This window comes from Endozoicomonas sp. OPT23 (assembly GCF_009653635.1).
Lineage (GTDB): Bacteria > Pseudomonadota > Gammaproteobacteria > Pseudomonadales > Endozoicomonadaceae > Endozoicomonas_A.
Window position 1 is genome coordinate 715,046 of sequence record NZ_PPFD01000006.1, and the last position, 22,790, is coordinate 737,835.

At 46.7% G+C, this 22,790-nt stretch carries 20 protein-coding genes and 1 rRNA gene; 6 read left to right on the forward strand and 15 right to left on the reverse strand.

The features are described from left to right. Positions 1-47 precede the first annotated feature (47 nt). The 5 genes from EOPP23_RS17110 to alaE all read right to left on the reverse strand — a co-directional run bounded on the left by EOPP23_RS17110 (position 48) and on the right by alaE (position 6,782). Entirely contained in the window at positions 48-1,019 is a 972-nt protein-coding gene (locus EOPP23_RS17110; RefSeq protein WP_153767190.1) for an ABC transporter permease, read from the reverse strand. Beyond that, positions 1,019-2,002: an ABC transporter permease gene (locus tag EOPP23_RS17115; protein WP_153767191.1), complete on the reverse strand. Its 984-nt coding sequence runs from the start codon at positions 2,000-2,002 to the stop codon at positions 1,019-1,021. The genes EOPP23_RS17110 and EOPP23_RS17115 overlap by 1 nt, the downstream gene beginning before the upstream one ends. Before the next feature lie 365 nt (positions 2,003-2,367). Continuing rightward, positions 2,368-3,927, reverse strand: a complete 1,560-nt coding sequence (locus tag EOPP23_RS17120; protein ID WP_153767192.1) for an ABC transporter substrate-binding protein — start codon at positions 3,925-3,927, stop codon at positions 2,368-2,370. Between the two features lie 163 nt (positions 3,928-4,090). Next, on the reverse strand, positions 4,091-5,848 hold the full coding sequence (locus tag EOPP23_RS17125; RefSeq protein WP_153767193.1) for an ABC transporter ATP-binding protein: 1,758 nt from the start codon (positions 5,846-5,848) through the stop codon (positions 4,091-4,093). Positions 5,849-6,350: 502 nt separating this feature from the next. Continuing rightward, positions 6,351-6,782, reverse strand: a complete 432-nt coding sequence (gene alaE / locus EOPP23_RS17130) for an L-alanine exporter AlaE (protein WP_153767194.1) — start codon at positions 6,780-6,782, stop codon at positions 6,351-6,353. Positions 6,783-7,176: 394 nt separating this feature from the next. Between alaE and thiM the strand changes: the two genes are divergently transcribed. Both thiM and EOPP23_RS17140 read left to right on the forward strand, forming a co-directional pair. Next, the gene (thiM, locus tag EOPP23_RS17135; protein ID WP_153767195.1) at positions 7,177-7,977 is read left to right on the forward strand and encodes a hydroxyethylthiazole kinase; all 801 of its coding nucleotides are present in this window, start codon (positions 7,177-7,179) and stop codon (positions 7,975-7,977) included. Positions 7,978-7,993: 16 nt separating this feature from the next. Further along, positions 7,994-8,470: an SCP2 domain-containing protein gene (locus EOPP23_RS17140; protein WP_194842654.1), complete on the forward strand. Its 477-nt coding sequence runs from the start codon at positions 7,994-7,996 to the stop codon at positions 8,468-8,470. A gap of 51 nt (positions 8,471-8,521) precedes the next feature. Here EOPP23_RS17140 and EOPP23_RS17145 read toward each other — a convergent pair whose 3' ends face one another. The 8 genes from EOPP23_RS17145 to EOPP23_RS17180 form a co-directional block, all read right to left on the reverse strand. Next, complete coding sequence (locus EOPP23_RS17145; protein ID WP_153767197.1) at positions 8,522-9,409, reverse strand: U32 family peptidase; 888 nt, start codon at positions 9,407-9,409, stop codon at positions 8,522-8,524. Positions 9,410-9,427: 18 nt separating this feature from the next. Next, positions 9,428-10,426: a peptidase U32 family protein gene (locus EOPP23_RS17150; RefSeq protein ID WP_153767198.1), complete on the reverse strand. Its 999-nt coding sequence runs from the start codon at positions 10,424-10,426 to the stop codon at positions 9,428-9,430. A gap of 126 nt (positions 10,427-10,552) precedes the next feature. After that, a complete protein-coding gene (gene thpR, locus EOPP23_RS17155; protein ID WP_153767199.1) occupies positions 10,553-11,140 on the reverse strand; it encodes an RNA 2',3'-cyclic phosphodiesterase in 588 nt (195 codons plus the stop codon). Between the two features lie 90 nt (positions 11,141-11,230). Beyond that, positions 11,231-12,637: an o-succinylbenzoate--CoA ligase gene (gene menE, locus EOPP23_RS17160; protein ID WP_153767200.1), complete on the reverse strand. Its 1,407-nt coding sequence runs from the start codon at positions 12,635-12,637 to the stop codon at positions 11,231-11,233. Beyond that, a complete protein-coding gene (gene menC / locus EOPP23_RS17165) occupies positions 12,613-13,608 on the reverse strand; it encodes an o-succinylbenzoate synthase (RefSeq protein WP_194842655.1) in 996 nt (331 codons plus the stop codon). The genes menE and menC overlap by 25 nt, the downstream gene beginning before the upstream one ends. Before the next feature lie 10 nt (positions 13,609-13,618). Then, entirely contained in the window at positions 13,619-14,413 is a 795-nt protein-coding gene (gene menH / locus EOPP23_RS17170) for a 2-succinyl-6-hydroxy-2,4-cyclohexadiene-1-carboxylate synthase (protein ID WP_153767202.1), read from the reverse strand. Beyond that, positions 14,410-16,173: a 2-succinyl-5-enolpyruvyl-6-hydroxy-3-cyclohexene-1-carboxylic-acid synthase gene (gene menD / locus EOPP23_RS17175; RefSeq protein ID WP_153767203.1), complete on the reverse strand. Its 1,764-nt coding sequence runs from the start codon at positions 16,171-16,173 to the stop codon at positions 14,410-14,412. Before menD ends, menH begins: the two co-directional genes overlap by 4 nt. Further along, complete coding sequence (locus EOPP23_RS17180) at positions 16,148-17,578, reverse strand: isochorismate synthase MenF (protein ID WP_194842656.1); 1,431 nt, start codon at positions 17,576-17,578, stop codon at positions 16,148-16,150. The genes menD and EOPP23_RS17180 overlap by 26 nt, the downstream gene beginning before the upstream one ends. Positions 17,579-17,766: 188 nt before the next feature. Between EOPP23_RS17180 and EOPP23_RS17185 the strand changes: the two genes are divergently transcribed. Beyond that, positions 17,767-18,099: a hypothetical protein gene (locus tag EOPP23_RS17185; protein WP_153767205.1), complete on the forward strand. Its 333-nt coding sequence runs from the start codon at positions 17,767-17,769 to the stop codon at positions 18,097-18,099. A gap of 29 nt (positions 18,100-18,128) precedes the next feature. Here EOPP23_RS17185 and EOPP23_RS17190 read toward each other — a convergent pair whose 3' ends face one another. After that, a complete protein-coding gene (locus tag EOPP23_RS17190; protein WP_153767206.1) occupies positions 18,129-18,365 on the reverse strand; it encodes a hypothetical protein in 237 nt (78 codons plus the stop codon). A gap of 119 nt (positions 18,366-18,484) precedes the next feature. Between EOPP23_RS17190 and EOPP23_RS17195 the strand changes: the two genes are divergently transcribed. The 3 genes from EOPP23_RS17195 (at position 18,485) to EOPP23_RS17205 (ending at position 22,586) form a co-directional block, all read left to right on the forward strand. Further along, positions 18,485-19,030 (forward strand): hypothetical protein, encoded by a 546-nt coding sequence (locus tag EOPP23_RS17195; protein ID WP_153767207.1) that lies wholly within the window; start codon positions 18,485-18,487, stop codon positions 19,028-19,030. A gap of 201 nt (positions 19,031-19,231) precedes the next feature. Continuing rightward, the gene (gene hutI / locus EOPP23_RS17200) at positions 19,232-20,488 is read left to right on the forward strand and encodes an imidazolonepropionase (RefSeq protein WP_153767208.1); all 1,257 of its coding nucleotides are present in this window, start codon (positions 19,232-19,234) and stop codon (positions 20,486-20,488) included. A 118-nt stretch (positions 20,489-20,606) separates the two neighbouring features. Continuing rightward, on the forward strand, positions 20,607-22,586 hold the full coding sequence (locus EOPP23_RS17205) for a hypothetical protein (protein WP_153767209.1): 1,980 nt from the start codon (positions 20,607-20,609) through the stop codon (positions 22,584-22,586). Between the two features lie 100 nt (positions 22,587-22,686). Here EOPP23_RS17205 and rrf read toward each other — a convergent pair. After that, positions 22,687-22,790: ribosomal RNA gene (gene rrf, locus EOPP23_RS17210) — 5S ribosomal RNA — on the reverse strand; the annotation flags it as partial.

Genomic DNA, 22,790 nt, shown 5'->3' on the forward strand with positions numbered 1-22,790 from the left:
GAAAGACCGGCCTTATTTCCAATTAACTGAGTATCGATTAAAGTCTATCAGCCTTTATAAATCTTGGGATTCAGCACATCCCGCAACCAGTCACCCAGCAGGTTAATCACCAGAACCAGTGCTACCAGCACAGCGCCCGGAATAACCGTAATCCACCAGCTGCCAGAGAAGATATATTCAAAACCACTGGAGATCAGAGAGCCCAGAGAAGGTTCTGAAACCGGCATACCCAGACCAAGGAACGACAGAGCCGCTTCACTGATAATGGCGTTGGCAATCTGTACCGTAGAGATAACCAGAATCGGTGACAGGCAGTTAGGCAGAATATGGCGGAACATAATACGCCCAGGACCAAAACCCATCACACGAGCCGCCTCCACATACTCTTTCTTCTTCTCTGCCAGAACCGAAGCACGAATCGTACGGGCATACTGTGGCCACTCGGCAATACCAATCACCAGTATCAGCATCCACATCGCCAACTGACTGTAGAGCTCGGTACCAAAGGACGCCTGAAACACAGCCAGCACAACGATCGCCACCATCATAGTCGAGAACGACAGCTGAACATCCGCCACTCGCATCAGGAAGTTATCCACACGACCACCACGATAACCGGCAATCAAACCAATCACTATCCCGATAAACGCCTGCAGCATGACGGCCAGGAAGCCAATGGCAATAGAAATGCGGGCACCATAAAGAATGGTGCTGAACATATCCCGGCCCTGAGCATCGGTGCCCAGAAGGAAACGCTCTTCTCCCTCTTCACTCCACGAAGGAGCAATTTCCGAATCCATGATATCGACATTGGACAGGTCGTATGGATTTGTCGGAGCAATCAAAGGTGCCAGCATCGCCGCCAGGAACAGCACAGCAAAGATAGCTGCGGAAACCATGGCTACTTTGTCGCGGGTAAAGTTGTACCAGATATTAGACTGTCGAATGCGCTGCCAGCGGGAAGGTGCCGCCTCAACATTGGCGTTGATATTGGCGTCAATAACAATTGAGTCAGTCATCAGGCATTACCTCCGGCCAGTTTCACGGTTGGGTTAATCAGACCGTAAATCAGGTCTACCAGAGTATTCACAACAACAAAAACACCACCAACAACAATCAGATAAGCAACAATCAAAGGCGTATCAACACGGTTGACTGCTTCCAGGAACAGGAAGCCCATGCCCGGCCATTGGAATACGGTTTCTGTCAGAATGGTATAAGCGACCATGGTACCGATCTGCACACCACCTACGGTAATAACCGGCAGCATGGTGTTTTTCAGAGCGTGGAGGAAGTAAACACGCGCCTTCTTCAGGCCCTTGGCTTTGGCAAACTTTACATACTCGGTAGACAGCGTTTCCACCATCTCGGAACGAATCAGGCGAATAAACAACGGCAACATAATACTGGCCAGAGATACTGCTGGAAGTATCAGGTGTTTCAAACCATCTGCGGTCAGGAAACCGGTTTCCCACCCTCCTAACAGAGGCACTAATTCATCACCTCGTCCATAGGATGGCAACCAGCCTAGTTCAATAGAAAACAGATAAATACTGAAGATAGCGGTCAGGAACACTGGCACAGAAATACCCAGAATACTGATACCGAGTATGGCTTTGGTCAGCAGGGTGTTCGGTTTTATCGCGCAATAAACGCCTGCGGGAATGGAGGTGAAGATAATAATAAGGGTTGCGGCAAACACCAGTTCCAGTGTCGCCGGCATCTTACCAAGAATAACATCCAGAGCAGGCTCCTTGAAAAAGTAGGAGGTCCCCAGGTCACCTTGCATAGCCTTGGTAATAAAGCGGCCATACTGAGTCAGAAAAGAATCATTCAATCCCAGCTCATCACGAAGCTGTTGACGTTCGGCTTCAGAAACTGCCTGGCCAACCATCTCACGCAGAGGGTCACCCAGATTGTCCTGTATGGAAAAACTGATCAGGCTGATGACAAACATCACCACTAAACCCTGCATCAGTCGTCTGAATAAAAATAACAACATAAATTAATCCTGCGGTATTCAACCTTGAATAGACTTCTATCCGCTTTTATTACCATGATTTTTTTATCATCACTGAAGGTGATAAAAAACTTCGCTCATGGCTGTTTATTTGACTTGGCTGCCTTTTGAACAGTCTGAGTTCAAAACGGGTCTTTGAAGATTATTGCGCCCAAGGCTTATATATTTTTATCAAGGCACTGAATCTTCATGGTGGAAGTCAGTGATTCCCTGCGCTTTATAAGCAATCTAATACGACACGGACTGAACAGAGTAGTGGCAGGCCTCATGCATGAATAGCAATGCAACCTGCCTAATGACAGCCACTCACTGATAACAGGAGTGACCGTCAGAGTGATTTCTCACTCTTATTTCTCGCTAACAACCAGATCACCCAGGTAAGGGAAGTTCATTACGTTAACAACGTCTTCCGCTTTCACTCCCTTACGGGCACCCCAGGCCAGGTTCTGCCAGTGCAGAGGAACATAAGCAGCATCTTCATACAGCTCACGCTCAACCTTTTGCAGCATCTCGGTACGCTTGGCAGGATCCGTTTCCTTACCCGCTGCTTTCACCAGACTGTCGACAGCCGTGTTGCAGTAGTTACCGCTATTGTACTGACCCCAGCCACTGTCTGCATCGGCACAGGCAGTCAGGTACTCAGTGAAGTTTGCAGAGTCTTCAGTATCTGCATGCCAGCCGATCATCATGATGTCCGCAGCACGTTCATCAAAGGATGGCCAGTACTGGGCTTTTGGCATGGTCTTCAGGTCAACAGTCACGTTGATCTTGCGCAGCATACCGGCCACAGCCTGAGCAATCTTGGCGTCATTAATGTAACGGTTGTTAGGCGCCATCATGGAGATGGTGAAGCCTTTTTCGTAACCGGCTTCTTTCATCAGCTGCTTGGCTTTCTTCAGGTCGTAGCGTGGTGCCAGATCTTCACTGAAACCCGCATAACCTTCTGGTCCCTGCTGACCAGCAGCAGTAGCGAAGCCCTTCATGATCTTCTTAACAATGCCTTCGTTGTTGATGGCATGAACAATCGCCTGACGAACTCGCTTGTCCTTAAAGGCTTCAACACGTTCCTGGTTCAGCTGGAACGTAATGATACGGGTACCGGTCAAAGTCACCAGATCCGTGTCACCGTTACGCTTGATACGTTCGTGGTCGTTTGGTGGCACAGGGAAGATAAAATCAACACCACCGGACAGCAGTGCTGCAACACGGGTAGCGTTTTCCTTGATTGGCGTCAGAGTGATTTCATCAACGTTACCCGGAGACTTCTTGTCCCAGTAGTCGGCGAAACGTTCAAACTGAACCTTAACACCCTGCTGACGTTCGGTGATGATGTAAGGGCCGGTACCGGATTGATTACGGGAAGCAAAACTGTCACCATGCTTCTTCAGCAGCCCCTTGTCACGTCCCTTGTCGTCTTTACCACTGTAGAACTTGCTGTCCATCGGAAAGATGTAGGTTGCAGAGTTCAGGATCAGAGGATATGGCTGCTTTGTCACGATATCGAACGTCTGGTCATTAACCACTTTTATTTCGGTACCCGCCGGGAAAACCGCTTTAAAGTCAGGGCTGGAAACCAGACGATCAAATGTCCACTTAACATCGTTAGCGGACAGTGTGTTACCTGAGTGGAACTTTACGCCTTTGCGGAGATGGAAACGCATGGTGTTGTCGTCAACACGTTCCCACTTCTCAGCCAGACGGGCTTCAAAACCGTGATCCTTACCCCAGCGAACAACTGGGTCAAAGGTCAGGTGAGACATCTGCAGAGTGCCACCGGACAGCTGCTCATGCGGATCCAGAGATACCGGATCAGAGTCATAGGCAATCTTCAGGGACGCAGCGTTTACACTCAGTGCCAGCGAGGATGCCAGAGCAATACCTGCCAGAGATTTAACGAGCTTTTTCATTCTTCCCCCAATATAAGGTGCTTTCTTCTTATACGGCAGTGTCCGCACGGATAGTGCTTTATTGCCTTTATAGTTATTTATAGTTTTTACATACAGCTATTGTGTGGCAGTTAACACTGCCACCATGCCAGTAACTCTGACATGGCTTGAGACCCCACAAGGGTTACACCAATGCAGGTTCTCTATGCTCTTCAATTTCCAAACCGGCCCTGGACAGCTGATCCACTCTTGGCATCAACTCGATCAGTTTACGGCTGTACTCATGCTGAGGCGTCTCAAACAATTTCTCGGTCTCTTCTACTTCTACCAGAGTACCGTGCTTCATAACACCAACACGATCACACATCTGGCGAATAACAGGAAGGTCATGACTGATAAATAGCATGGTCAGACCCAGTTCTTCCTGTAAATCTTTCAAAAGATTCAGAATCTGAGCCTGAACAGAAACATCCAGTGCAGACGTCGGTTCATCACAAATCAGAAATCTTGGTCGCGTAGCCAAAGCGCGGGCAATGGAAATACGCTGACGCTGACCACCGGAAAATTCATGAGGATATTTAATGCCAGCTTTCTGCCCAAGTCCTACATGGTCCAGCAAATCAGCAGTAATCTGTCGTATCTGCTGTTCTGATTCAGCCAGCTTATGAAAACGAATAGGTTCGGCAATAATGTCTTTTACCGTCATTCGTGCGTTCATGCTGGAATACGGATTCTGGAATACCATCTGAATCTGACGACGAAACGGCATTCTCTCTTTTTCAGAGAGGTGCGTAATATCACGACCGGCAAATTCGATAGCACCCGCATCAGGTCGGTAGAGACCGGCAATCACTCGGGCAATGGTTGATTTACCTGAACCTGACTCACCGACAAGGCCAAAGGTTTCACCGTCTTTCACCTGAAAAGACACATTATTGGAAGCAGTAACGTATTTTCTGTTCTTTTTCAGGAAGGCGGACTGGGTTTCAAACTTCAGCTCGACGTTTTTAACATCAAGCAATATTTTTTCACCAGATAGTGCGTCGCCCTTCAGCTCACCAAATTCTTCACGCTGCCCCAGCCAGTGATTTTTAACGTCAATGGCCTTGGTTTCGACTTTCTCAATGTATTCAACACGAGGAAAACGATGAAGTTTTACATCGGTTCTTGGTACAGCACTGATCAGGCTCTGGGTATAGGGATGCTCAGGACGCTGAAGAATTTGTTCTGTTGTACCCAGCTCCACCAGCTCACCCATGTACATAACCGCAACACGGTCAGTCACATTGGCAATAACGCCCATATCGTGAGTAACAAAGACACAGCCTACCTGGCGTTCTCTACAGAGTTTACGAATCAAATCCAGAATCTGGTTCTGAATGGATACATCCAGTGCGGTGGTGGGTTCGTCAGCAATAATCAGTTCAGGCTCACCAGCCAGAGCAATAGCAATGACCACACGCTGTCGCATACCACCAGAGAACTGATGAGGGTATTGCTTAATACGAAGTTCAGGTTCTGGAATGCCTACCGCTTCCATCATTTCGATAGCACGTTCAAGCGCCTGTTCAGCAGTAAAACCCAGGTTTTCAATAATGGTTTCGGTCAGCTGGGTTTCAACAGTCAGCAAGGGATTCAATGAGGTCATTGGATCCTGAAAAATAAAGCCGATTCGACGACCGCGAACCTTTCGCATAGCTTCGCTGTTTAAACCGGATATGGTTTCTTCACTCAGGGTAACTTCACCACCCGCTACACGGCCCGGGGCACTCAGCAGGTCAATGATGGCATTACCAACGGTAGACTTACCGGCTCCGGATTCACCCACCAGACCAAGTACTTCACCTTTTTCAACAGTGAAGGAGACTCCCTTTACGGCCACGGCAACACCGTGACGGGAAGGAAACTCAATGCGCAGGTCATTGACTTCCAATAAGGACATGCTTCCCCCTGAACCTTTTTATAGTCGTTTTATGTCAGGCAACTGAGTCGTGATACGACTTCTCGTTATTTCAGAAGACATTGAGTTGCTTAAAAAACACTCTCACTGACTTCTGCTTCAGCTGCTTATTATATACCACGTATCTTTATCACCTGAAGTGACAAAACTGTTTATTACTTGTGGCGTTTTGCCTGAAAGGTGCACGTTTGTGGATAACAAACTCATTATTCGCACAATAATTTAAAATTAATGACTGACTCTGATGTCAGGTGCAAACAAAGACATGGTGACTTCACCAGATCGTAATACACGACTCTGATTAAATTTCCCGTACAACACATTCGGGCAGGTTGGTTTGAAATATAACTGAATAGTCTAAATGGAGTAAAGCACTTATTAGATATTTACCCCTATCAAATAGGGATAAATATCATCAAAAAACAACAGGATAGGAAAATTAAGCAGACAGAATTTATGCAACCGGCATTTACACATCGGACATCTATGCAACAGATACTGACGCGGGAACAAACCAGTTGCGACAGGTTTGAATGTACATACCAAAAGGTCTGGCCATCACAACCATTGAACCTATCTGACCAATGCAGGCTGTTATTATCTGTTCTTTACTGGCACCGGTAGATGCAATCAAAGCTGCATAAAGTGGCAGCTGGAATGAAATGAAAGCAAGAATATCCATCAGGGTTTCACCAAGAAACTTATTTGGAAAACACTGGGAAAAAGCCATTAACCAGTCTCGGTAAATTCCATAGGGCCTGGCGGTAATAAGGTTTACAGGAATACTTAAAAGACGCGACTGCAGGGACTGATGAAAACTCAACCCGGCAACAAACACTTCCACCATCATTCCAATGATGAAGGCAAAGCTGATCATGGCAAATGTATCAGCCAGTGTTTCACGTTTAATAGACATCCTCTTAACCTCAGAACGGGGGACGCAGAGACCCCGGATTAATAATCCGAAGTAGACTCTTAATTAATTGATCAGATTTTATGCTGACAAGAATGGTTTATATCAAGAAGAAAGCTTCCTGGAACCAGCAAGTTGATGGACTTCTCGACGCGCATAATTTATCTCTGCCAAGAGGTATTTTCAATAGCTTAATATCTTGTTTTTACCACTATTATCAGATTTAAAATAAATCCAAAAATCACTACGACAGTTATTTCAACCACACTAAGTATTATCCGCCAGCTTATTTCACCAAATAGCCATACATTATCAGCTGCTGATAAATATCAAGGCATTGCCACGGCTTTTCATTTATAGTTTCTGCGACTAATTATTAACCGGTTCCTTGATCAGTATGCATCTAAAAATTGCTTCCTGCCTGAAGTCACTCCGTGACAGTCAGCCTATTGTTCACAACATTACCAATCAGGTTGTAATGAACAATACTGCAAATGCTTTGCTGGCAATTGGCGCATCCCCCATCATGGCTCATGCAGCTGAAGAAGTCTGTGAAATGGTCAGCCTGGCTGGCGCCTTGGTGATTAATACCGGAACACTGACTAAAAGCCAGGTGTCCTCAATGGTTTCAGCCATTGAACGGGCCAATGAGCTTGGGAAGCCATGGATACTGGATCCTGTTGGTGCGGGCGCAACCCGCTATCGCATGGAAACCAACAGTATGCTATTGAAGCTTCGACCAACGGTTCTGAGAGGCAATGCCTCCGAACTGATTGCTCTTGTTGGTGGCCGCGAAGGCGGTAAGGGCGTCGACAGTATTGACGACAGTGATTCTACGCTAGCTTTCCTGCAGGAAAGCTCCAGAGAACTGGGCTCGGTTCTGGCCTGCACTGGTGCTGTTGACTATATCGCTGATGGCAAGCGACTCGCTGCTATCAGTAACGGTCACCCTCTCATGGCAAGAGTGACTGGCACTGGCTGTACCGCTACTGCACTGACTGGCGCTTTCCTGGCCGCATCTGAAGATCCCTGGATGGCTACCGTCACCAGCCTTTCATGTCTGGCTATTGCTGGTGAAATTGCTGCAGAACAAAGCAAGGGGCCGGGCTCATTACAGATGAATCTGCTGGACCAGCTTTACCAGATCAATGCCAGCACTATCGAAAAACGACTGCAACTGGTTACTGAACTCTCCTGACAGGACACAAGCTTACATGCTATCAATCAGACGTCTTTTGCCGACTCCAGCACTGCTGGCCAAACCGGTTCGCATTCTTCCTGAGACAGTAACCCATAAGCCTCTTGAAAAGCTGATTAACCACTTACTGGGAACAGCCATAGAAGAGGGAGAGTTTGATTTTCTGGAAGATCGCTGGGTGAAGCTGACTGTCACTGATCTTGAGCTGGCTTTTTACTTTGGCTTTGACGGTGAAAAATTACTGGTTGCAGATAATCAGCAGGCTGATGTTGTCTTTAAAGGCAGCAGCCAGGCTTTCACAACCCTCGCGCTAAGAAAGGAAGATCCCGACACGCTGTTTTTCCAGCGCAAACTGATGATTGAGGGAGATACCGAACTAGGGCTAGGGTTGAAAAACCTGTTAGATAGTATCGACCTTGAGCAACTACCTCCTCTGGCACGCAAAGTCATGGCAACAGCCATGAATATCAGTCAGAGATTTACGAAGCACTAAATGCCTGTTAAAAGCGTTGCCGTCATTCGCTGACAGCAACGCTTTAATCAATCAGACCTGTTCCATTTCCAGACCCGTTCGACCAAACCAGTAGCCATTACACTGATCATCGATTTTTATCCCACTCCCTGGCTTTTCCTGATCCAGCTCTGTCAGCAAACCATCAAGAGCAGTAAAGACATCTTTGGAGTGAGCAGAAAAACGCATGGAAGAAACACCCATATCTTCCATCATCCACCATTGATCCAGCAGGTTCATACACTGGCCGGACATGGTCTGAATACCATTAATCGTAAACAGTTTTTCACCTTCCTGAGTCGCCAGCGGAATACCTTCAGGGGTTTTCAGGCAGGTAAACTCACAGGCATCTTTATTCAGCTTGTTAACCCTGGCCGTAAAGCAACGGGCAGAATACGCCAGCGGCATATAACCATAGCTGAATACTTCAGTTTCCAGCTGTTCTTTAATACCCAGCGCTTCAGCCTGAGCAAGAATTGCCTTCAATTTTTCCGCAGACAATTCTACTGGCATAACCCAGCGCTTTAAACCCAGCTTTTGAAGGTGCTTCAATGTGTAGGCATTGTAGATATTAACGGAGGGGCCTGTGATAAAGTCCAGCCCACGGCTGGACAACTCCTGAACTGCCCCCATATCGTTAGCTTCCACCAGAAACTCTTCATTGCCACAAACTTTCTTTAATTGCGAATAGTCAGACTGTGACTCGAGCAACGTCATGGTAGAAAGAATGACATTCTTACCTTTATCCTGCAGACGTTTGGCCAGTTCCAACCAATCAGCCAGCTTTAGCTCTCTACGCTTACCGCAAGTGACCTCGCCCAGGCATACACGGTCGAAACCGGACTCAGCTACCTGCTCATAAAATTCAAACACATCATTTTTTGACCAGAAATACAGCAGTGGCCCTAGTGTTGTTTGCATACTTTTTATTCCCGTAAATTACTGCCAGGGTCTGCTATAAGCGCCCAGTGTTGTCTGACTGCCTTCCGACAGTTTGCCGAGCGCACTCATCCACTGATCTTTAGCCTGATAGGACGACGGAGACTGTTTATAGTGATCCAGCGCCTCGCGCCAGACACGAGTCACCTCACCAACATAAGCCGGGCTCCGTTGACGGCCTTCAATCTTTACTGCGCTAATACCCATAGCAGACAACCCGGGAATCAAATCCAGTGTATTAAGGCTGGTTGGCTCTTCAAGGGCGTGGTCAATCTCACCTTCCACATCAAACCGGCCTTTACAGAGCGTTGGATAACCGGCTTGCTCACCGGCCTTGAATCGGTCAATCAGCTTTCCACTCAGCCTTGTATCCATACCACCAGCAGCGGTTTCCTGCCAGCGGACAGCACTCGCGGGAGAACAGGCTCCCGCCGTATTGGGTGACTCTCCGGTAATATAAGAAGACAGCAGGCAACGACCTTCAGCCATAATGCAAAGGCTGCCAAAGGCAAATACTTCAAGTTCAACGGGACTTTTATCAGCTAAAGCCGCAACCTGTTTCAGAGACAGTACACGAGGTAAAACTGCACGCTTGATACCAAAATTCTGGTGATAAAAATCCAGACTACCCTGATTGGTAGCAGAACCCTGAACGGAAAGATGAAGGTTCAGAGATGGGTGTTTTTCGGCAGCGTATCCCAATACACCGGGGTCAGCAGCAATCAACGCATCAACGCCAAGATCACTGGCAGTATCAACGGCTCTTTCCCACTTGCTCCAGTTATCAGCCTGAGCGTATGTATTTACGGCGACAAGAATTCTGACATTGCGGTCACGGGCATACTCAAGAGCTTTGACGGCTCGCTTGTCTGAAAAGTTCAGACCGGCAAAATGGCGGGCATTTGTCTCATCTCTGAAACCGATATAGACGGCATCGGCACCGTTATCGACGGCCGATTTCAGTGAAGGGTAATTTCCGGCAGGACAGACCAGCTCCATATACTTCTCCCATTTTAATCAGCGAGAAGTTAGCACAGGAAACCAGTATGAAAATTGACGCCTATCAAGGAGCTGCTCAATGACTACACAGCTCACAAGATAAGAAAGTACGGAGGTAGTGTGATATCAGGCAGATTTTGCCAGAGGCTGTAGCGAGAAACGCTTCATCTCACTGTAGCGGGTACCTTCTTCAGTTGTCTCACTCTTCATCAGTACAATTTCACTGACGTTCATGCGATAACTTGGAATATTAAAGAAGTCGCTATGAGTGACATGATGATGCTGATTAAAGCGCGCCAGCGTTACATGAGGGCGGAAGTTTCTCAACTCACGCCGCATGCCACACTCTTTTGCGGTGCGCTCACAGATTCGTGCCAGCGTATTCAACTGTTGACCTGAATGCATATTCAGCGCCAACTCTCGAGGCTGGTGCGCATCGGGGAAAAACTCGAAACAGCCTGTCATACAATCAAAAGTTTGCATATCAGTCAGTGCGTGCTCGAGAGTATGAGCGTATTGCTCAAGACTGGTATCGTCACACTCACCAAGGAATTTCAGTGTTACATGTTGCTGCTGAGGTACCATCCAGCGCAGCTTGTGCTGCAGCAGATCGCCAGCCCGGTGTTGGGCTTTTTTGTGCAAAATGGCTGCCAGCTCCAGTGGAACTCTTACAGCGATAAAGGCACGGACGGTTTTTTGATCTTGTGTTTTCATCAGGGACTTCAACTACCACCGTCTACATCAGATGCGATTATGCCGCTTGCAAAATAAGATGACGATGGCAACCAGCTAATTCATAAGGATTTAATACCCGGAATCGCTTCGAGCCAGAGCCTGTAGTAAACGACGATCGGGCTTTATACCGATGCCGGAATATTCAGCAGGAAGCAAGCGGATTACGTCAGGAACTTTCAAACGACCAATATTGCCTGCCAGCATCCTTTTTGTAAATAGTGGATCAAACCTATCGTTTTCCGTTTCCACAAAGGCATAGGGTCTACTGCCGTATTCCTGATGAGCTATTGATACCACAACTGCCTGCACGATTCCGTCAAGGCTGAGTAAAGCCTGCTCAATTTCCTCGGGATGAATATTCTCCCCACCGGAAATCATCATATTATCACGCCGTCCGGTAACCTTCAGGTTGCCTTGATACCAACAGCCAAGGTCGCCTGTATGAAACCAGCCGTCTGTCGCCAGCAGAGAAGACAGACTACCATCACTGTAATAACCGGCCGCCAGCGTCTCCCCTCTGACACATATTTCATCAGCCTCGTTAATCGCAAGCTCTCTGTACGGCAATGGTTTACCTGACGTGACTCCAGCATTCATAAAACAGGGTTTACCTGTCGTCACCTGTGAGCTCATTTCCGTCAACCCATAAGTCGTCAGTAATTGCACACCCTGATTTTCAACTATGGATACGACCTCTTCAGAAGCATAACCACCACCCAGCAGAACCAAATTGACCTGTGTTTTAGAAAAATGAAAACCTTCATGATTAATCAGTCTGTAGAGCTGAGTATTCACCAATGACAAATGAGTTACTTTTTCCTGCATCAGCAGATTGGCCAATGACGTCTTTTCAGTGTCTATCACCATTGTCGCACCGGCCAGCAGGCAGCGAATGACGATACTGAAACCTCCAACGTGAAACAATGGCAGGGAAAGCAACCAGCTATCACCTTCCTTAAGATCAATATTGGCCTTAGAGCCTTCTGCACTGCACCAGTGATTACTAAAAGTGTGAGCAACCGCTTTAGGCACACCCGTGGTACCAGAGGTAGCAATCAGATTGAACAATCGATGTGTTTCAATTTTAATGGGGGCAGGGTTTTGTGAAAATTCATCAATTAATTCAGGAAGTTGCAGCTCTGTAGCATTCTCAAGAAAAACACCTAAAGTAAATCTGCTTCCAATACGGTTGCCATAAGCCTCAATCTGCTGGAGAGGGAACCTGTGATTCGCCGGACAATAGATAAACCCGGAACGCAAACAGGCAATAATTAGAATGACAGATGTAAGTGGATTTTCAGTAACCACCAAAAATCGATCACCGACGTCCAAGCCGCTGTCGTTGAGGTAATCTCGATACTGTTCCACCCAGGTATCAAGCATAAGTCGTGAAATTTTTTTACCGTTCAGACTTATTACCGGCTTATTTGAATCTTCAATGACCCACTGCCTCAGCGGGCAATATTGCTGCACCATATCTGCTCCATTGAATTCAGTATTTCCTGCGGCAATCTCTGCCGCTGATCTGGCAGACCAAAACAGAGGGGGTAAGCAAAAGCAGATAATGTATCAAAGCCGTGCAACTCATCTGAAGCCAGTTGACAGGCAAGACGACGAATTAAATCTACTCCCAGATGAGACTCGAAAGTAGAACTGAAAACGATACGATGGCCGTCTTTCTGTGCTTGATTTATCCAGCCTTGATATCGACTCAGGCCGCCCACCAGCGTTGGTTTTATGACCAGAGCCTTTAACCCTTCACTATTGCAATAAGAATAATCCGGCGACTGCAGTGTCTCATCCAGCGCATACCCTAAACCAGACAAACGATATAGCTCTTCATTACGGCAGGCCGTAATCATCGGCTCTTCTATATAACTGACTCTGTTAATTGGTATCGCTTTGGCATAGTTTAAAGTCTGATTGAATGACCACTGCTGGTTAGCGTCCAGTCTGAGACGAACTGTTTCAGGCAGGATCTTCAATATTTGTCGGGTAGCGTCTATATCAAGCTCAACAGACTGGCGGCCGACCTTGAACTTGAACTCTGCTGGCCAGTCCCCCTTCCAGCTCGTCAATCTCTGAATAATATCTGACTGGCTACCGATCAGTAATGGAGCCACTTTAAGTTCATTATCACAGGCTTTAGTCAGATTGGAATCAAGAGCTGATTCAACGGCAAAGGCGACACTGGCGGGAAGATCTGCAGGGATGCTCTGATTATTCAGAAGTGCTTTCGCAGCACTTACCAATGCGCCTTCTACTTCAAACAGAGATTCACGGCTAAAATCTGGCAGAGGAGCTGCTTCACCATAAAGGTAGTTATTTTGAGCCGTTTTGAATTCAACAATAAGGCCTTCCCTGTTATCAAGGGAGCAGCCTTTAAGTGGTAATGAATATTTGAGTGGCAGCACGTAGCGAAATACTGCCGCAGAAGAAATGATCAAGCGCGCTCTCTTACTGAAGTGCTTCTCTGAGAACGTTTGCCATGACTTCCGGCTGTTCTCTGTGAATATTATGACCGGCATTGCTGACATTATGAATATTCAATACACAGCCTGCCTCAAGCAACTGATGGGCAATAGCCTGAAATTTAATATCCCTGTCGCCATGAAGGTAAATGATCGGGTGATGCGCGCTACCAAGGCTGTTCCAGAGCGAGGGCTGTTTAGCCAAACTATAGCCCTCAAGCGCATCAGCCAACATTGTACCTTCAGTGTTATTTGCCAGACGGCTCTTCATCAAGCTTGCACGCACCCTGCTGTTAAGGTCTGCAAACACCGCCTGATGATACCAGCTTGTTAAAACATCTGATAAAGGTTCAGTACGAAACTGCGATGCCCAGGACAGGTCATTATCCAGCCTTTCTGCACGTTCACTGTCTTCCAGACCCGGATGAGACGACTCCACCACCAGTTTTTGAATACCTTCAGGAAACCTGTGTGCATGATACATGGCCAGCCGACCTCCCAGAGAGTACCCAACCAGTACATACTCTTTAATGTCCAGCTGCAGCAGAGTTGCAGATAAAAGCTCGCTGAACACCTCAAAAGCATTCTCTTTCACTACCGGAACCGTTCTACTGTGCCCATGCCCAGGAAGATCTATCGCTACCAAGTACTGCTCCGGTGCCAGATGCTCTGCCAGTAGAGACCAGTCACTACAATCACCAAGAAAACCATGCAACAAAACCACAGGCGTTCCTTCTCTGACACCCCAGGTTCGATAAGCAAGATTGACCACTTCACTCATAACGACTCCTTCAACAAGCTGACCACTTGTTTGATCTGCTCAGCGGCCTGACCCGGCTGAGTTGTGACTTCAATCAGGGTACAGCCGTTAATGTCAAAAGCCTTCAGGCATTGCTTAGTAAACTCAGAACGATTGAGAGGGTTAGAATATCTAACACCAAACATCTCCGCAGCATGACGGGCATCCAGTCCATGTGGAGTTTGAAAATACTTACCGGCCGCATCACCTGTTTTCTCTACGGGAAGAAGGCTGAAAATACCGCCACCATCATTATTGACCATTACAACAACCAGTGGGGTCTCAACCTTCGCTAGCAACTGCATTGAATTCAGGTCATGTAAAAACGACAAATCACCAACAATTGCCAGCAGAGATTCCTCACTCCCCGTTGCACAGCCTGCAGCTGTTGCCAACAAACCATCGATACCACTGGCACCCCGGTTACTGAAAACTCTGCCGACCTGACTTCCTGAGAACATATCCAGCAGACGGACTGGCAAGCTGTTCCCCACAAACAGGTTAGTCGAAGATGGTAAAATTTGGGTCAGTTTATGCCCCAGCCAGACTTCGGTCAGATCATCATGTTGCTCTGTATAGCCTGCCACTACTCCGCCTGCAGATTCAGACAACTCTTTCAGTCTATCTTGTTTAACAGAGCTATCATTTGAACGACTGTAGCCTGAAAGACTGCCTACCAGCTCAGTAATACCTTTGAGCACCGGTGCTATAAAGCGGGCTGAAGTGACCTGAGAAGGATCAAGCCAACGCTGCTCATCACTTAATAACCAATAGCTTTGCCATTCATTATTAGCTAATAGAGCATTCAGCCTTTTTGAAACGATATGGCTGCCAACCTGTATGACTCTGTCTGCCTCGGCAAGCAGTCTCGAACCCTCTGAAGTAACCAACATAAGATCAGCATACTTCAGTGTCTTTTCATGTCCGTGCAAAGGTGACTGCACATCTGCAACGATTGGCCAGCCTAGCCGTTCAGATAGCGCTATAAGCTTCGTAGCGATTACACAACTATCAGTACTTTCAGGTAACTTCCCGACCACAAGCAATCCATCACTCTGAACAAATTCACTAACGTCCTTTTCACTGAATGACCAGGAGGGTTCATTACTTTCGAAGTATTCGGTGTAAGGTTTATCACTTTTGTTCCAGTGGCCTGTTTTACCAACCCAACCACCAAAATCTTGTAACTCACCATCCGGGTAGAAAGGTTCTCGAAACATGCAATTGATATGCAGAGGCAGCCGTTTATCACATGAGCGTGCATAAGCCTGGTCGATACTACCCAATAGCCAGTTTGCTGAAATATTTTCATCTGGCGCTGGCCAGTAAATACTGGCCGCAGGATAGTCCGCAAAGATCTCATGCTGCTGAATGGCCTGGTTGGCACCACAACCAACCAGTTCTGTAGGCCGGTCCGCAGTAATCAGTATCAAAGGTACGCCGAACTGCTTTGCTTCCACCAATGCAGGATAAAGATTGGCGACAGCAGAGCCTGAAGTGGTGATCACAGCAACCGCACGACCGCTACCTTTTGCCAGTCCCAGCGCAAAAAATGCCAGACCACGTTCGTCAAAATGAACATGTTTACGGTATTTCTCCATATCGGCAGCAGCAAGTGTCAGTGGTGCAGATCGCGAACCTGGAGCAATACAGAGATCCCGAACCCCAAGCCTCCATAACTCTTCCAGCAACAGATTAGCCCAGAGGGTATTCCGATTATGATGCCTGATGGGAAAAGTCATGGGCAAATCCTGTTGAATTAATCGTCTCCTGGCTGTTCCAACAACTTTCAGGAATTTCCTGTTCACCGAGCAGGGTCAAAAGAGTCGCAATCTTATTGTTTAACTCACTCCACTCTTCCCAGGCTTTGGAACCATCAACAATGCCTGCACCGGAGAACAGCGATAAGCTGTTGTTTCTCAATAAGGCACTGCGAATAGAAACTGTAAATTCCGACTTGCGATCACCAATCACACCACAGGTTCCAGCATAAAGCCCTCGTGAGTAACCTTCTTCGGATTCAATAAACGCCATAGCCTCCTCCCTACCCGTGCCACCTACTGCAGGTGTTGGGTGAAGCGCTGAAAACAGTTCTCCATCACCAATATGCTGTTTCAAAACCCCTCTGATCAGATGTCTGAGATGCTGAATGCGCTTGAGCTTGACGACAGAATGGCTACGATCAAACTCCAGAGAATCGCACACTTCATTTAGTCTTTGTCGTATATCATCTAATACAAGATTATTTTCATGGATATTTTTGGCATCATTCAGCAGCCGTAATTCCAGCCGAAAGTCTTCGTCTCGGCTTTCACCTCTGGACGTTGTTCCTGCCAGGGCTTCGGTATGAATCACACCGTCGACACGACTGAATAATCGCTCAGGAGAGCAACCAAAAAAGAAGTCACCATTATCCGCTTCAAAGGCGAAGACATAAGAGCGGGGATTAATAACCTGCCATTGTTGCAGCAATACCCAGAGATCAAGATGACCGTTGAGCGCCATTCTGGTTTCACGGGAGAGAACCACTTTCTTTAAATTATTCTGGCCAATGGCAGCCATAGTCTTTTCCATCAGGCTTTGCCAGCGATCTGGGCAAGGCCTGAACCTAGGTGCCGCAAGCATATAGTCCCAGTCAGGATCAGTGAGTTGCCAATTGATGGTTTCTAGACACTGCCTGGCCTGACTCAGACTCTCCCTCCAGGCTTCTTTGCTGTCTCGCGATAGATTGCAAGCCAGAAAACAACCTTTGCGTCGCTGGACAATTTCGATCAGTGGGACGAAAAATTCACCATAGCCGAACTGAGGCCAAACCATATGAGGCTTATCAGAGAACGAGAGGTAGCTGAGGCAACGCCCGGATTCAGGCAGTTTACTGTGTGCTGTCAGGAACACTTCACCGGCTTCTTCCTTGTTGTTCACAACTTGAGACCAGCTCCGTCCCAAGCCTGCAATTTTGATATCGCTGTTACGATCCTGCCAATAACAGCGACCTGAAAAGCTCTGCGTTGACAGCCAGCTGAACAGGTTAATCATTGGCAGTGGCAGCTCCACCCGAAGCAATGCCGAGTCTGACTGATAACTGTCTTCAAGTGCCTGCAAGTGCTTAATCAGTTCTGCAGCCTGATTCTCAACCTCGTTAATCAACACCCAACTCCCAAGCTCTGCAGTACGGTTTTAAAGCCCAATTGTACGGTTTACAAGCTGCCACTAACAGCATGGTATATACCGAAGGGACTATTCTGTGAACAGCGGGCTTTGTTAACAAAAAACTATGTTAACAAAGGACATGTTATTATGGTCAATTGAATTACGCAGTGTACTGATTAAGAAATATGGCAACTAACGGTCAATCTGCCAAAAAATGGCTGGAAGAAAACCAGGGCAAAGCGTCTGATGAAAGAGTTCAACAGATCAGGAACAGTATTGCCGAGAAGCTGACAAAGCTGGATGATTCAGACGACAGTTCATCGGGATTACTTGAAGCGCTGGATGTTCTCGATAACTACCTGCAGGGACCTGAGGAAACAGAATCAGCCACTGCGGAACAGGATGTGAAGCTCGACTTAAGCCCTCTTGGCTCGGAATCAAACCCGGACATTCCACAGTTAAGCCCTGAAGAAAAGCAAGCTCAGTTTAGAAAATTGCTGAAATCAGGGCAGCTCTGAATAAAAAAAACTGGCTCTCAGTGCGGCTGTTAATGATGATCAATTTTCAGCCGCTGGCACTCAGAAACGACCAGATCGTAACTCCAGTCTTTTCCCTCAGGTGCAGCCTCGTTATGTTCAATTAGCTTCTGGCAAACCTGCATAGGGTTAAGACCTTTCTTTAACAGCCTTTCCAGAGTTTTACGCAGCTCGCTATCATGAGCCTGCATATCCGTCGATGAATCTGGCTCGCCTTTTTTTCTGACTGCCACCTTAATCTGCTTCATAGCGCCTCCGTTATTGCCCGACCAACTGAGTATACCGCACTTTATCAGGAAGCTGTCTGAGTACCTAAAACTTATACCCTATACTTTTGAGTCTGATTTCAGGCAGTAGGAGTTTAGCTGTGAAACGTCTTTATTATCTTGCCAAAACACTCGAGAGTGTCAGCAAAATCGTTGATGACCTGCATCATGAAGGCATATCAGACTGGAATATCCATGTCCTCAGTAAAGATGAAGCTGGTCTTTATCATCGCCATATACACAGCGCCCATATCTTTCAGCAAAATGATGTCATTCATTCTGGCTTACTGGGAGCCATGATGGGTATTGTATTCGGCACCACTTTCTCCCTACTGATTGAATACTGGTTGCATGCACACGATCTTTCCATTGCCATTCATGCACTGGTAGCTGGAACCTTTACTATGTTTGGCGCCTGGAGTGGCGGACTAGTTGGAGTAATGAAAGAGAATTATAAAATCACACGCTTTCATCACGACCTGGAGAAAGGACAGTACCTGTTATTGATAGACATACATAAAACTGAGGAAACCGCGATCCGACAGCAAATTTTGCGCTTTCATCCAGAAACTATATTTGCCGCTCAAGGTACAAGCCTCATACAACCTTTTAACTACCATTTCTGGTTTCCAGCCAAAAAAGTCTGATACGGTTTTCCGTAAAACCGTAAGGCTCTTTCCTTAACCAGTACTTATATTTATCCAACCAACGTCGATAGCTGTTTCCCCACAAAAAATCCCTGCCAGAATCCTCAGGTCGAGTTCTGAATTATGCGCTATGCTTTCTGCCACCTGTAGCCACCCATTCCACTTAATTTTTTGATGGTGGCATATAGCTGAGTGGATATAATGGCAGAGCTTCAGACTCAATCATTAAAAAGCTGTGATCAAGCTTGGATTAACGTAAATCTGGCCACATTTTCCAGCACAACTGTTGATCAGTACGGTTCTTTACGCAATCACGCACTTGGCGTTAAGAATGGCTTGATCGCCTGCATCACCCCTATGTCCTCGGTGACAGCTACACAACTTCCTTTTAATGTTATTGATGGTCACAACGGCTGGATCACTCCTGGGCTGATTGACTGTCACACTCATCTTGTCTTTGGTGGTCATCGGGCACAGGAATTCGAGCTGAGACTGAGAGGCATTCCACACCAACAGCTTTTGCACAAAGGGGGAGGCATTCTTGCAACAACACGGGCAACCCGAATCCGTTCACAGGAACAACTCATTAAGTCAGCACTGCCCAGAATAAAAGCTCTGGCACAGGAAGGTACGACCTGCATTGAAGTTAAGTCTGGTTATGGCCTGAATCTTGAGGATGAAATAAAAATGCTCAAGGTTGCCCAGAGCCTGCCTGACCACTACCCCATAAAAATTATGCCGACACTTTTCATAGCTAATACCATTCCCCCTGAATACGCAGGAAGAATCAGCGGCTATGTTGATATGATTTGCGATGAATTAATTCCAACGGTTGCCCATGAAAAACTTGCGTCAGCCATTGATATACATTGTGACTGTGATGCCTATAGCCAGCAACAAAGACACCGTCTCTTCGAAGCAGCCATAGAATCAGGGTTGATGATAAAAGCACACGCTGAACAGCAGTCATGTAATGGTGGTGCTTCACTAGCCAGCTTTCATAAGGCTCACTCTTGCGATCACCTCGAATACATATCAGAAGAAGGTGTAGAAGATATGGCCAGAGCAAAAGCTATCGCAGTATTACTGCCAGGAACACACTATTTTATGCAATCAGGACAGTGCCCCCCAGTTGCACTTTTCCGAAAGCATCAGGTGCCCATCGCCGTAGCAAGCGATACCAACCCTGGTACATCACCACTTGCTTCTATTCGACTGATGATGAATATGAGCTGTATTTTCTTCCGTTTGACTCCAGCTGAAGCATTGGCAGGAACAACCATTAACGCTGCCAAGGCCCTTGGCATTGAAGATCAATACGGTAGTATTGATCTTGGCAAGAATGCCGATCTGTGCCTCTGGGAAATTGACCACCCCAATGAACTTCCTTACCAGCTTGGGCACTGCCCTCTCAAACAACGGATTATCTCAGGCAGGATTATTGACGAGTACCAGTAATACTCTTTGCTGCACCTCCTGTCCCCCCCCTTCTCAGCCAGAGACTTCAACAAACACCCGCTCCTCTTAAATTACCTACTCTGAGAAACAGATATCAGCAGCCTTAAGGGATACAGCAATGAATCAGGGAACAGGTGCCAGTGGAGCTACTCCTCAGCCATTACACTTACAGTCCTTTCAAGGCGTTACTGATAAAGATGAGAAACAGTTAGGTAGCGATGGCCGCTTTAAAGACAGGAAAGTTTCGCGAGCCAAGTCACTGCTCAAAAGAATTCAATACGGCAAAACAGATAAACAGGCTTATCTTGAAAAGCGTGGCTTACAACAAAACATCTACGACAGAAGAATAAAAGCTCTTGAGACACACGCGACTCCGCAGAAGCTCGGACACAGTGCAGATAAGCTACATGTCCAGCTGATCGAAGGGCAACAACCAGAGGAGTGTAAAGATCTTAGAACGTCTCTGAGTGCTATTCATCAATCTCTATCCTTGAAAAATGATAAAACAACAGTCATAGGTAAAGGGCGTGGGCATAAATTTACTGTTATGAAGCAGCAAGCAGCGTCAAAGCTTGCGCAAGCTGACTGCACTCAACTTCTCAGTCAAACAGTCAAAGAGACTAAAAGGCAATCCGGGATGCTAGTCATGCTCAATGAAATAAGACACGCCTGCACCGATGGTTTGATATCGAAAACACAAAAAGCGACTCTGGAAAAGGAACTATCAGCTCAACTCAAAAGCAAATTACCTGATTTTCACACAGCTGCAACAACACTTAATCAAGAAGGTACCCCTGAAAACCTTCGACAGGCTCATTTAAACCAGATAGACCAACTACATGAACTTGCCAAAACCGTTAGATTAATTGATAGAGACCTTTTAACGAATTCAGGGATATTAAATGGCGGATCTGTCAAAAAAGTACTGACACATTCCGCCGAAAAAGCCTACCTCAACAGTCTTGAAAAACTAACTGTCGATCAACAGAGTCTTTTAGAAAACCAAAATAGACTCGACAGTTCCAAATCAGCTATCGAAAACCGCCTTCAATCCTTTCTGACAACCGCTCTTGTAACAGATAGAACTTCCAGAAAAGTTATTGAAAGAGCAACTAAAGCTGCATCTCCGAACCACCAGGCAATAGAAGCTTTGCTCGCACAAATTCCTGAAAAGCGGGGAGCCTTGCTAAGGCTAACAACACAGGAGATACCAGCAAGACAAAAGGCACTTTCAGAGCAACTTAAAGTCAAGGCAGACGCTCAGAAAAAGTTAGATTCACCAACCACTCCCCCCAGAAACGAGAGAAATATCCAAAAAATATTAACTCGTCACAATGATAGAATTGCTGGAGCCAGGCTTGATCTGGCTAAGCTGAAGGATCGATATGAATCACTATCTTCGGAATTAAAGCAGCTCCAAAGTCAGTTCAGAGATTCCGAAAAGTTCTACGCAACAGCTGATAGCAGCCGTTCAGCGATAGCGGAAGCCAAAGAAAATCCCAAGCTAGCCAGCCTTATTGCGAGAACAGAATCTACCTGCCCGAAAGAGCTCAGCCATTCTTTAGCTCAGTTTATTTCCGGTATCAACGACCCCGTGAATCAGGATATCGCTATCGACTACTTCAACCTTGTCGTAGGTAGCGGTAAAGTCACTCCACAGTCTGCACTCGAAGTCATCGGAAGAGCCTCAGGAAATATAAAGTCGACTATTCCGTTTAGACTAACTTTGACTAATGCTGCAATAGATCTAGGCATTAAAACAGAAGCCATATCCTCACAGGAATCACAGACCAGCAGTCAGCGAAAATCAATCAGCCTTCCGTTTCCAACTGGTAACCCAACAATACCTGACGACTATTCACAGCAGATTCAAAAGCTAGCCGGACAACAGAAAGTTAACCTACCTGATTTACAAGCCGTTTTAAATCATATGGGCGAGATTCTTCAGGTAGATGAAGGCACAGGGAATTACTGGCCGTTTGATCACACTACTGCAGCTCTCGAGAAAGCTCTATCTTCACTTAGTGGAGGCGAGCCTTTGAATACCGCTATAAAGGCATTTAATGACCACTTATGGGATATAGCCTCTAAGAGTTAATACTGATCAGGTGTCCAGCTAATATCAGAAACAAAAAAAGCCCAGTTGATTTCTCAACTGGGCTTTTCTCAGCCTTGAGCGAACCCAAGGTAAATTAAGTGCCTGACGATGACCTACTCTCACATGGGGAAACCCCACACTACCATCGGCGATGTATCGTTTCACTTCCGAGTTCGGGATGGGATCGGGTGGTTCCAACACTCT

Coding starts and splice junctions, on each gene's coding strand:
- EOPP23_RS17190 (WP_153767206.1), bottom strand. CDS start 18,365: ATGAAGCAGATTAAGGTGGCAGTCAGAAAAAAAGGCGAGCCAGATTCA.
- EOPP23_RS17205 (WP_153767209.1), top strand. CDS start 20,607: ATGAATCAGGGAACAGGTGCCAGTGGAGCTACTCCTCAGCCATTACAC.
- EOPP23_RS17125 (WP_153767193.1), bottom strand. CDS start 5,848: ATGTCCTTATTGGAAGTCAATGACCTGCGCATTGAGTTTCCTTCCCGT.
- alaE (WP_153767194.1), bottom strand. CDS start 6,782: ATGTCTATTAAACGTGAAACACTGGCTGATACATTTGCCATGATCAGC.
- EOPP23_RS17145 (WP_153767197.1), bottom strand. CDS start 9,409: ATGCAAACAACACTAGGGCCACTGCTGTATTTCTGGTCAAAAAATGAT.
- EOPP23_RS17115 (WP_153767191.1), bottom strand. CDS start 2,002: ATGTTGTTATTTTTATTCAGACGACTGATGCAGGGTTTAGTGGTGATG.
- EOPP23_RS17185 (WP_153767205.1), top strand. CDS start 17,767: ATGGCAACTAACGGTCAATCTGCCAAAAAATGGCTGGAAGAAAACCAG.
- thiM (WP_153767195.1), top strand. CDS start 7,177: ATGCATCTAAAAATTGCTTCCTGCCTGAAGTCACTCCGTGACAGTCAG.
- EOPP23_RS17120 (WP_153767192.1), bottom strand. CDS start 3,927: ATGAAAAAGCTCGTTAAATCTCTGGCAGGTATTGCTCTGGCATCCTCG.
- menD (WP_153767203.1), bottom strand. CDS start 16,173: ATGACTTTTCCCATCAGGCATCATAATCGGAATACCCTCTGGGCTAAT.
- EOPP23_RS17150 (WP_153767198.1), bottom strand. CDS start 10,426: ATGGAGCTGGTCTGTCCTGCCGGAAATTACCCTTCACTGAAATCGGCC.
- EOPP23_RS17110 (WP_153767190.1), bottom strand. CDS start 1,019: ATGACTGACTCAATTGTTATTGACGCCAATATCAACGCCAATGTTGAG.
- menH (WP_153767202.1), bottom strand. CDS start 14,413: ATGAGTGAAGTGGTCAATCTTGCTTATCGAACCTGGGGTGTCAGAGAA.
- menE (WP_153767200.1), bottom strand. CDS start 12,637: ATGGTGCAGCAATATTGCCCGCTGAGGCAGTGGGTCATTGAAGATTCA.
- EOPP23_RS17140 (WP_194842654.1), top strand. CDS start 7,994: ATGCTATCAATCAGACGTCTTTTGCCGACTCCAGCACTGCTGGCCAAA.
- thpR (WP_153767199.1), bottom strand. CDS start 11,140: ATGAAAACACAAGATCAAAAAACCGTCCGTGCCTTTATCGCTGTAAGA.
- hutI (WP_153767208.1), top strand. CDS start 19,232: ATGGCAGAGCTTCAGACTCAATCATTAAAAAGCTGTGATCAAGCTTGG.